Below are 10,990 nucleotides of genomic sequence, written 5' to 3' on the forward strand. Positions count from 1 at the left end.
ATCCATACCACAAAGATCGGTCTTTCTCACAAACGCCTTATTTTAATGCGTTCAACCTGATCCGCTATTTGGGTGGCAACTTTTGGTAGAAAATCTTTGTATTGACTGGGTCTGGCCTTACTTACATTTTTTACCCCTACATAAAGAAAGACATAACCATCCATAGTATGCCCTTTTCTCATCACAACGATATCGGTGTTGTCAAGCTTTTTAGGGAAGAGAAAAGACCAGAAGTACCATAACAGAGCAGCTAAAACAAATAGCCAAAATAGGGTTTTACGCGAGGGGATTAATTGGCGTTCCATGTGCGTTTCATCGTGACAATATACGTTAGATAATCAGTAAAAGGTCGATAGCCATATTGGTGTTGCAGAATCCACTGGGATAATACTCCACCCCGGTAATTGAAGCGTAGGTAGTTGACTTGACCTAACGAATTAGCGAACCCCAAATCCTTGTCATAGTCATCCTCGCTCACCCCAAAAGTATCCAAATAGCGAATAATGATGGTGGCATAATAGCCCCGCTGACTTTGAGTCAGAATTGGTGTAATACTTTTGACTCGTACATCAATGCCCTGTGTGCCTCCAATCGTGAATAGACTTAGCCGTTCGGCGTCCCCTTCGCCAGGAGTAGCATTTAGGGTGAGCGCATCCATGGCGCCAAAAGATGGGAACACATTTGTTTGACATTTATCTGTGAACCATTGAATATCCAATTTCTTTGCTGGCCAGATGGATGCCGGTACGAACTCCTTTTGGTAATTACCGGGGTCACTGTCTTCAGGTTTGGCCAGATTGCCAATCTTGCGAAAGAACAGCGCATCCACAATCTGAATCATGTTATTAATGCGTCGGTTGCCCACATCGGTGCTGTAGATCGCATCGGCAATACCCTTCATCTGAAAGAAATCCGTGCCACTCTTCTCGTAAAAGTGATTGAGTAATTGAGCGGCTACAGTCTCATAAAACGTCTTGTTGGGTCCTGTATACAGACTGCTTACCCCAAGACCTCGGTTCTCATAGCCTTGTATTTTCTTCAGAAAGAAATCTTTCACTCAGACTAGACAAATCTGATCCGTGAACTTACTAATGAGTGGCGATCACTGATTTTCTATAAAGTGTTCATTATCTACTTTTCTCAACTTCAACGCCCTCCAGAGGAAGCTGCATATAGGAGGGAGTCTGTGTATTGAGGTACTTCAAGTCTTTTACATACCAGCGTATAAATTCAGGCTCTTTGCCGCAATCCCAACCCTGCATCAGTAGAAATGAATTAGGCACTTCCTCTTCCAACTTATAGGGAGTCCAACTTTTTGCATAACTTTCTGTTTTGGGGTGATATATCAGAAAATAAATATCAATCTTTTCATGAGCGGTATCGGCTATTTGGGCAGCTACTTTGGGCAAAAAATCTTTATACTGACTGGAGGTCTCTATACAAACATTTTTTACGCCTATACACATGTATGGGCTTCTGTGCTCCCACACGCCCCCTCCTAAATCTTTTTCTTCTCCTATATAACTCTTCTGCATGACAATAATATCTGTCATATCTAGTTTCTTATGAAAAAAGATGCAACGATAGTAGTACAATATCGGCGCTAGGATAAGTGTGGCGATGATTACAGTGCGTTTGGAGATTAATTGGCTTCCCATGTATGTTTCATTGTTATAATGTAAGTGAGATAATCGGTAAAAGGAGAATACCCATACTGGTGTTGAAGTATCCACTGAGACAACACACCTCCCCGATAATTGAAGCGAAGGAAATTGTCTTGCCCTAACAGGTTATCATGTTCAGTAAATAGCGACAAATCTTTGGCATAATCATTCTCACTAACGCCAAAGGTATCCAGATAACGAATGATAATCGTGGCTTCGTAACCCCGACGGGTAGGAGTTATAATAGGCGTTATCTCTTTAACTCGAACTTCGATTCCCTGCGTGCCACCAATAGTATATAAACCCAATCGTTCGTCATCCCCTATACCCGGCCTGGGATCAAAAGTAAGGGCATCAGTAGGCCCAAATGAAGGAAATACGTTGATTTTGGTAAACTTATTAAACCAATCCAAGTCTAAGTAAGGCTTACAATAGTATGGACAACCGACAAAGCCCGTTTTGTAATAAGTGGGATCACTATCCTGCGGTTTAGCCAGATTGCCAATCTTGCGAAAAAACAACCCATCTACGATTTGGATCATGTTGTTGATGCGTCTATTACCCACATTGGTGCTATAAATAGCATCGGCAATAGCTTTCATCTGAAAGTAATCCGCACCACTCTTCTCATAAAAGTGATTGACTAACTGAGTAGCTACTGTTTCGTATAAAGGCTTGTTAGTCCCGGTGTACAAGCTTTTTATGCCGTCAGCCTGACTGGCGTAGCCTTTTATCTTATTCAGAAAAAAGGTTTTTAGGAAGTTCTCACTCAGATTACTCAACGTACCATCCTGTACTAGAGCAGGAAAAAGAAGTGGTTTGTTTTGAAGTTGACTAATTCCAATGGCAATGGGAGTTGGGATGGTCACTACATTCGTGAGATATTGAGCATAGGCAGCCTGATTGGCTGTATTCCAGACAGTGCAAATCTCCCGAAAATAGTCTTGACCATCAGGACTAATTGGAGGTCTATTGGTGTGACTTTGTCGATCTTCTGCTATAGCGATAGGATTTCTTCTATCAGCAAAAGCAATTCGTTCTTGGCTATCATCGATTTGATTCTGATCAGAAGCGCTTACAGTGACTGTAATGGCCAAGTCTCGTTGTTGAACCGTTTCACCTATGATCTGCGCATCTGCCTTAAAGGTATCTATTATCCGACTCTGTATCTTCTTAAACTGACTGTTAATGGTGGTATTAAATTCGGTTTCGTCAATAGTTGTAGACCCATTGGCAGCGGCCAGCAATTTTATGGCTAGATCGCAATCTTTATTTACCAACGCATCAATAACCGCTGAGAGGTCTGCCGGAAAGACAACGGCGGTACCACTGAGTTGCTGTTGTAAACTACTCAAGACGGTCTGGGCATCGTCGGGCGTTTGAATCAGGTTTTTTAGCTGACACAACATTTTATCATAGAAAACAAGCATGGCTTTGGTAAACTCGATCTCTGAAGAGCAGTTATTGCTCACTCCCGTCGATACATTGATGGGAGGAGCCCCCACCCGACCACCCGAAGGATCAGGTGGAGGTAACGTATAATCCCCCTCACAAAGCCCACCACTGGCCAATGTACAGCTATAATGATAAGTAGGCGCAGACGTAAAAGGGCCAACGGTTAAGGTAGTCAGAACCGCGCCTGCCTTATCTGTCCACACTACTTTGCCACTGCACCAGTCGGTGTAGAGCCTATAATAGCTGCCGTCTCCACTGGCGCTATAGGTAAAATTCTGAATAGCTCCTTTCTCCATGCCAACCGACTCATTGCAGGGGCCAGGTGTAGAGGGAGCTTCGGCCGGGCCACCGCTGATATACGATCCTGGGATGTCAGGGAAACCCGGATCATAGGAGATCACCACCCAATCGCTGTACATACAGGGGGTGCCATTGCGTACACAGGAAACCATGTAGAGGTCCTGGTCGGGTTGGGGATCACCAAGGGGCTGGCCGTTGAAATAAAACTGATAAAGCGGGGGACGGTTCACCGTAAAGCGTCGTTTGCCGCGACCAGCCGGATAATCCTGAGTCACATACTGATCACCCTGGCGCGTCTTCTTCTTCCACTGAATATCGTAGTTGGTATCGCACCAGGAAGCACTAATGTAATACTGGCTTGTGCTGATATTACCACTTTTATTGTCGACCTGGAGGCCCCGGTCACAGTCCCCTTCTTTAAGCTTAATGGTTTTAGTGGCAGAGGTTTTACCATTGCAAGTGACGGTATAGGCTGTTTCGGCCAACAGGGTGACCAACAGGCTCGAGCCGCTACCAACAGGTTTTCCACCAACCGACCAGCTATACTGTCCTTCCTGACAGGTAGGGCTAAAGCAACCTGTGGCATGTAATCGGGCGGGGAATCCGGCATAGACCTCGGTGGAGGTAATCTCCAGAGTAGGCTCCTGAGTCGCCAGGATGATTTGCTGAGTCACCTGAATCTGGTAGGGTGTAGTACAGGTGGCGGTAATAGTAGTGCCTTGATTAAGAGTGAGTTTGTAAATCTCATCGGGTCCACTCGTATGGCCATCGCTCCAGGCAATGGTGCTCCCAGCGGGGCATCCCTGGGGAGTGATCGTGACCAACTGGGTGGTGCACCGCATCACCGACTGAGTCGTGCTAATCAGTTCGAAAGGAGGGCACTCCACATCGTCAGGTTCTTTGTTATCGACGGTGAGTTGGGCCGAATTCTGGCAGGCAGCCACTCCATCGACCAGACAGGTAGCCGTGTAGGTGGTATTTTCCAGGGGTTTGGCGGTGATACTAGCTCCCGTTTCGCCCGTGTTCCACTGAACCAATCCATCGTCACAACCTGCCGTAGTAAGCACAACCGCTTCGGCAATTTTGACTGCTTTCTGGGCAGGGGTTACGGTAAACTGACAGTTTTTTACCTGCACAGTTACGGTTTGGTCGCAGGCTGGGTTGCTACAAGTGGCGGTATACAGATAAGCCGAGGGCGTTGTAGCCGGAACAGGTGTATGCGTAAGGATGGGACCAACGCCCACCAACTGATCACCCGCCGACCAACTTACATCGCCTATGCAGCCTACAGCCGTCAGTTTCACAGGCTTGCCTTTCGTCACACTGGGAGTAGCCACGTCGATACGCATACAGGCATCGGAGGTGATGACGATTGTTTTGGGATGGGTTGCCGGATAAATTGTTTCCGACCCATCAGCATTGGTGATATGACAGGCTGCGTAGTAGGTCGTTGTAACAGTCGGAAAGGGCAGGTAGACTACATTAATTGGCGGTTCAACGGGCGAAAAGGTATTGTCGCGAAACGCTATCAGGCGTGATTGAAGGCTAAAGCCCGCATCTGTGCTATTAGTCCAGGTAATTATGCCTGGACAAGGACTGCTTAATTGCATATCCAGGTTATAATATTGGTTGTAGGCCGGATAGGTAGTCAAGATAAAGGCATCAACAACCGTAGGCGAAATGACCTGATAGGAGCCCGGAGTCTCACTCTTACTTACATTACCTACTGATATGCTCTCGGTCCAGGCGATGGATGCCTGGTAAATGGGGGTGCGAGGCACTAAGATGGATGCGGTACACCCATTGGCGAAGGTAGCGGTATACAATTTGTCAGTTGGCGATACCGGGACGTTCACTTTTGTGGCCTCTGTCGCATTAATGACCTTTCCCGTTGCGTCTTTTAAAGTAAAGGCATAGCCGGAGCTGACTCCAACAAACCCGGCGGGAATTTTATCGGTCGTATTAATGGCTAAATAATGTCGATCACAGGCCTGAGATGGTTCTGGAATCGTCAGTGTCACAGGGGGGCAGTTTGCACCTGACGTACAAACCGCCAAAACGGTCACCGAACCCTCTACCCCCTCCAGATAAAACTGATTATTGACTCGACGTGTAGACGTGACTGTACCAGCAGGCAATTTATTTTCAACCGTCGGTGTAACAATGCTCCATTGTACTTTACTGGTTTCACATCCACCAACATAGCCTATATCTACATCTTTTCTTGTTTTTTTAGAGAGGCCAAAAATACCCGATGACACGGTATAAATGCTTGCATAATTGATATACAGCGCCGTAATGCAGGTCTGAATCGTTAGGGGAATGGCATTAGCATAACACGTTTTAGTGCCATCGACACATTCTGCCGATACAATTATATCAGCTAAAGGAGCAATCTGAATAGAGCGTTTATCGCCTAATCCATTATTCCAAATTAGTTTTCCTGAGCCATCACACCCAGTAGCGGTTAGGGTAACCACACCGCCCTTTTCGATGGAGGTAGTTGATGCACTAATTTGAAAACTACCCTGGCATTCGGGCGAAGAAATGTTTACATCTACTGAATAGGTGCACGATTTTTGCGTACTGCCACTCCCCATCTGGCAAATGGCCGTGTAAGTTGTGTTTTTCTTTGGAGTAACTCCTACTGCATGATCCCCCAGAAAAATGCCACCCAACTCTCCCGTTTCGCCGTCGGCCCAGGTGATGGTATTGTTAGTAATTGTACCAGGCGTACCATTCGACCAGGTTAATTTACCACCAACACAACCCGTGGCCAGAAGCACATGTCCATTCGTGATGGAGGAATTGGTCGCATTCCGGTCATCAATACTTAAGGCGCAGGAAGGGCCACTCGCTAGACGCCCACCGGCGGGAGCACTGCTCTCATTGGTGCTGCTATAGCCCACCAACTCGTAGGTATAGGTTTGAGTGGGGTCTAATCCCGTGAGTTTTACCTGATTGGTGGTGGGGTAAACCGTCCGCTCTACTCCTGCCAGATCTTTATAGACCAGCTTGTAGCCTTTGTAGAGGCTATTTGTATCCCAGCTAATAGTCAGCGTGTTGTCATCCTGAACTGTATAGGTCAGATTCTGAGGAATAGGTACCTCAGTTGATAAGGTGGTAAACGGCCCCTGATAGCTACTCACTAGATTCGTACCCTGATAGCCTTCAACCGTATACGTGTAGTTACTACCTGGTTTCAGATTCAGTAGTTGAATACTTGGGCTGGTCACCGTCTGGAGCAGTTCGCCCCCATTCTCCAGCTTATAATGCACCACATACTTGGTGAACGATGCATCACCCTGCCAGCTGAGTGTTACACTAGTATCGGTCAACTTGCTGAGCACGACAGGCGTAATACCCGGTACAGTCGGCAAAGTCGTGGTGGAATTCGTGAGTTTATTGATCTGGACAAACAAAGCCTCGTACCGAGCACTCAACACCGATAGATCCGTAACGGCACTGTCACGCTGAAGCGTCGTGAGCGTCTGATTGACCTGATTCATCAACACCGCTAAACTATCCCGGATGCTAACCACCAACGGATCAGAACTATCTCCATACACCGCATCGAAGGAGCTTTTGAGCGAGGCACTTCCCTGGGCAATGGCTCCCGTGTACTGAATCAGGGCTTGCCGGGTTTCAGCACTGACCGTCTGGCTGGTCGACTGAGTAAGCCTCACCACCACCGAATCATACTTGGCCAGGGCTTCCCCCAAGGTGCCCACAAACGGCACAAAGGCCGTAGAACTGCCTGGGGTTGTGGTCGAATCTGTGGTCGTCTTACTGACCAGACTGGCAATCAGGCCTCGCTGAGCGGACAGAACCTCCGCCTGGGTGGCCCGCTTGATGCGAAAATAACCCGATTCCGGTACAGCATATACGCAGCCCCCATTCGTCCCCGGCTCACCCGCCTTGGCACTTACCCCCGAAAACTCCACCAACACCATCGTCCCGTTCAGAAACGGCAAGCGGGCCAGCCCCTCCCCCGACAAGGGAGAACCGCCCCCGACCTTCGTCACAAATACCGCATAATCATAAATACCCAGCACATCCCCCACGCTCAGGCTGGTCAGCTCCCGCTCGCCGGTGGGCAAACCCACACTGGGGTGGGGTAGCTCACAGCCCGCAAAGCTGCTGGCCTGCACAGCGCAGTAAGGTAGCGTCAACAGGGGTAAATCTGTATTCGTTGACGTCGTACCAGTAGAAGTGGCCCCAGGGCTGGTCTGGGAGTTAGTCACCACACCCCCGTTGGGCGAATTCGGCTCATTGATTACACCCGGTGGTGGGGTAGTCACGCCACCAGGGTCGGTCCCACTCGACACACCCGTCCCACTACTACTCGTAGCCGACTGGATAGCCCGGGGAAAGTTCGTGTAAAGAGCCGATAAACTGGTAGGGATCTGGGTTTGCCCATCCACGCCCGTCTGCACCCGAATCGCAATCGGGTTGGTTAGTTCCAAAGGCAACTCGGGAGCCACATCCGGGGCTTCATCCCGGATGTTCCAGGTCTGGATCTCACTCGGAGCCGATGGGGCCGAACCCCCACAATCGGTGCGCATCCGAAACAGGTAGTCCGCCGTGGGATTCAGACTTCCAATCACCTGCGAGGTCCCACTCACCAGCACCGTTTGCCAGTTGGCTGCCGTGGCCAGCTTGTACTCCACCACATAGCCTTGGGCTCCTTCAGTCCGCTCCCAGCTCAGCTGCACCCGATCGGTGCCCAGCGACTGGATGGTAAAGGCGGGCGGAGTGCACTCCTTGCCGTAGCGAAACCAACTTACCTGGCTCCGCCCCTGATTGACAAAGTTGGTTAGTTCCCCACTCAGATCACTGACCGTTACCTGCACCACGTAGCGTTTGCCCACCTCCAGGGGTTTGATCCACTGGGTAATATCGGCTGCATAACTGGTGGTGGGTACGGTCTCGTTCAGGCGGGGTTCGGTGCAGGTGAGCATCACCAGTTCGGTGGGTTCGAAATCGTCGGGCACTTGGCAAACCTGTAGGTGATAGACGGCCTGGGTGGTGGGTGAAGCAAAGTGGCGGGGTGCCCAGCTGATGGGCACCTTTTGCAAACTGGTGACGGGGACTTCCGTGCCCGCCATGGGTAGGTTTAGGATGGGAGGCTGTGGGTAGGCCAGCACCATGTAGGTTTCACTGACGTTGGAGACGACCTGTCCGGTAGCGGCTTCGAAGGCCTGCACCTTGAGGGTATAGAACCCTTCGGGTAGCTCGATGGCGTAGACCGATCGGGGATCGATGCCCTGGGTCTCAATGGCGGCTGGATTAAAGTAGTTGGTTTGCAAATCACTTCCCTTGAGTCGGTTGACGACTCCGCGCTGGAGGGTGATGAAGGAAGGGGGCAGGTAGGTATCGCGGGATTGTACCCGGATGCCGACGCCTTCGATGCTCCATTTGAGGTAGACCTGAACGGTAGACTTGGTAAGGTCCTTGAGCAGCAGATCAACCAAGAGCCGTTTATCCGAAGAAAAATAATCAGAAAGTCGCTGGGAGAAGGGGGCGGCAAAGTAGGCCGTAGTTTGGACAGGATAGTTCTGAACTTGCTGCGCCTGGCTCAACCCAGCGGTTAGGCAAAATACCAACAGGCAGAAGCAACGCAGGCGGGACCATCCAGTCCGGGACAATCCAGTGCGGTATTGTAAACGAGTAGTCATCAAGGTGGGTGGTTAGTGGGTACGCAGACTAAATTGATAGGAGAGCCCCAGGGTGGCCGTCAGCTCACTGAAGTTGGGCAGGTAACGGTCGGTGCTGGTGGCCTGGCGACTCAGGTAAATCAGACTGGCCGTCAGGCTTAGCTGGGGCAGTAACTGGCCCGACAGGCTTCCGCGGGCATTCAGGCTTTGCTCCTGGGTATCCAGCGATTCCTGAGTCGATGTGCTCGCTGAACTGGCTGTTCGACCCCAGGTATACAACCCACTCAGGCTGGTTTTCCAGTGGGTGCTCAGCGTTTTATTCAGGCTCAGGGAGGGCCCCCACTGGCTGCTGGGCAGGTTGCTGAAGTTGCTATGGCTGAAATTGAAGCCCGTTGTCAGCAGCAGCTTTCGGCGGTTGTGCTGGTAGGTATAATCCAGGCTGAGATTGGTCAGGTTACTGCTTTGCTGTTGGCCTCCCTGGCTGTCGTCGCCCCGCTGCACCAGGCCGTTGAGGGTGATGGACTGGTTGATGTCGGTCGACGCGTTGGGTAAGGTGAGCGTACCCATCACCATCAGGTTCTGGTTGATCTGGCGGAAATTGAGCGTATCCAGGGCATTGTAGGGAGTCACCTGCCGGAGGTAATCGTAGGTGGATCGCAGGTTGGAGTAGCTGCTAAAGTTGGAATAACTGACCAATAGATTCAGTTTATCGGTGGGCAGGTAGGTCAGGTTCAAACTGCCCACCAGCCGTCGGTTGGTTTTGAGTTTCTGCTTCAGCACGTTATCCTGCTGAAAGCCCGCCTGTCCGCTCAGGGTTAGTCGTCCCTGTAGAAACTGGGTGGCCAGTTTACCCTCCACCGTTTCCAGATCGTTGACGAAGTAATAGGCCCCCAGGGTTCGGTAGTTGGGATCGACCCGGCTGTAGAGCAGGCCGGTTTGCAGGGTTTTGGTTCGGTACTGGACCTCCAGCCGAAACGCCTTTCGGTAATCGGTCGAAGCCCGGGGCGTAAAGGTGCCCAAAAAGGTGGTGAACAGGTTTCGGGTAGTCCCTTCGGGGGTAGCCCGGCTATCATTGGTAATGCCTGATACGGCCAGTTCGGTCGAGACCAGGAATTGTTTATACACCGTCTTGCTGCCTTTGAGCGACACCACGGCGTTCTGCTGGGGCAGGATGTTATACTCGTCCAGCGAATAGGGCAACGAGCTGATGCGGTCGGAAGCGGTGAAGTAAATCAGCTCGATGGCATCATCCTGCTTTCGATAGCCCAGTTGAAGCCCCAGCCCCTGCTGCTTGTAGGACGGGTAGTTGTTTCGGACGGTTCCTGTCGTATCGACCTGAATCGCCCGTTGCAGGTTTCCCAGCATGAAGCCCGCAAAGAAGGGCGAGCTGGCCGATTTATAGGTCAGGCCAATGCCATCGTAGCGACGCCCGGCCAGCGTGTAGGGCGAGAACTGAAGGGCACAGGTGCCCAGCTGGGCGGTGAAACCCTTGTAGGTGGGGCGCAACTGAAGCCGATTGAAGGGCTGTCGAAACGGATTGGCGCCAAATTGAGCGAGCGGATTCCCCACGTTGACCCCGCTATTGTTAAGCGCCTGATTGGAAAAACTGAACGAGATGGGCATCTTGATCTTTCCGAACAGATCGGCGGTCAGATTGCCCGTGTAAAGAATATTGAGGGGCACATTCCGATCAGGAATACCCGAAGCATGGTAGTACAGATGATTCCCCGTAATCATACCCGATAGGCCGATGCTAGGCTTGGGCACCAGCTTTTTCAGGTTATCCATCGGATTTTTGGTCAACTGGTTAACCAGTGAGTCGACTGCCTGCGCGGAACTCTGAAAGCTCAGGCTCAGCAGCCCTAAACAAATACAACGAAAACGAATCATTGGAAACGGTGGGTAAAGCGGGTT

At 50.4% G+C, this 10,990-nt stretch carries 5 protein-coding genes; all 5 read right to left on the reverse strand.

Annotated elements, in window-relative coordinates; all coding sequences use genetic code 11:
* Positions 1-26 precede the first annotated feature (26 nt).
* Positions 27-305: a hypothetical protein gene (locus ACYVGR_RS32785; RefSeq protein WP_460964425.1), complete on the reverse strand. Its 279-nt coding sequence runs from the start codon at positions 303-305 to the stop codon at positions 27-29.
* A complete protein-coding gene (locus tag ACYVGR_RS32790; protein WP_460964426.1) occupies positions 290-1,057 on the reverse strand; it encodes a hypothetical protein in 768 nt (255 codons plus the stop codon). The genes ACYVGR_RS32785 and ACYVGR_RS32790 overlap by 16 nt, the downstream gene beginning before the upstream one ends.
* A gap of 70 nt (positions 1,058-1,127) precedes the next feature.
* Positions 1,128-1,553: a hypothetical protein gene (locus ACYVGR_RS32795; RefSeq protein WP_460964428.1), complete on the reverse strand. Its 426-nt coding sequence runs from the start codon at positions 1,551-1,553 to the stop codon at positions 1,128-1,130.
* A gap of 89 nt (positions 1,554-1,642) precedes the next feature.
* The gene (locus ACYVGR_RS32800) at positions 1,643-9,097 is read right to left on the reverse strand and encodes a fibronectin type III domain-containing protein (protein ID WP_460964429.1); all 7,455 of its coding nucleotides are present in this window, start codon (positions 9,095-9,097) and stop codon (positions 1,643-1,645) included.
* 12 nt (positions 9,098-9,109) lie between these two features.
* The gene (locus tag ACYVGR_RS32805) at positions 9,110-10,966 is read right to left on the reverse strand and encodes a TonB-dependent receptor (RefSeq protein ID WP_460964431.1); all 1,857 of its coding nucleotides are present in this window, start codon (positions 10,964-10,966) and stop codon (positions 9,110-9,112) included.
* Positions 10,967-10,990: the final 24 nt, after the last annotated feature.

Source organism: Spirosoma litoris, from assembly GCF_054776755.1.

What these genes read in the sequence shown, in the direction of transcription:
- ACYVGR_RS32795 (WP_460964428.1), bottom strand. Translation starts at nt 1,553, where the DNA reads ATGACAGATATTATTGTCATGCAGAAGAGTTATATAGGAGAAGAAAAA.
- ACYVGR_RS32785 (WP_460964425.1), bottom strand. Translation starts at nt 305, where the DNA reads ATGGAACGCCAATTAATCCCCTCGCGTAAAACCCTATTTTGGCTATTT.
- ACYVGR_RS32805 (WP_460964431.1), bottom strand. Translation starts at nt 10,966, where the DNA reads ATGATTCGTTTTCGTTGTATTTGTTTAGGGCTGCTGAGCCTGAGCTTT.
- ACYVGR_RS32800 (WP_460964429.1), bottom strand. Translation starts at nt 9,097, where the DNA reads ATGACTACTCGTTTACAATACCGCACTGGATTGTCCCGGACTGGATGG.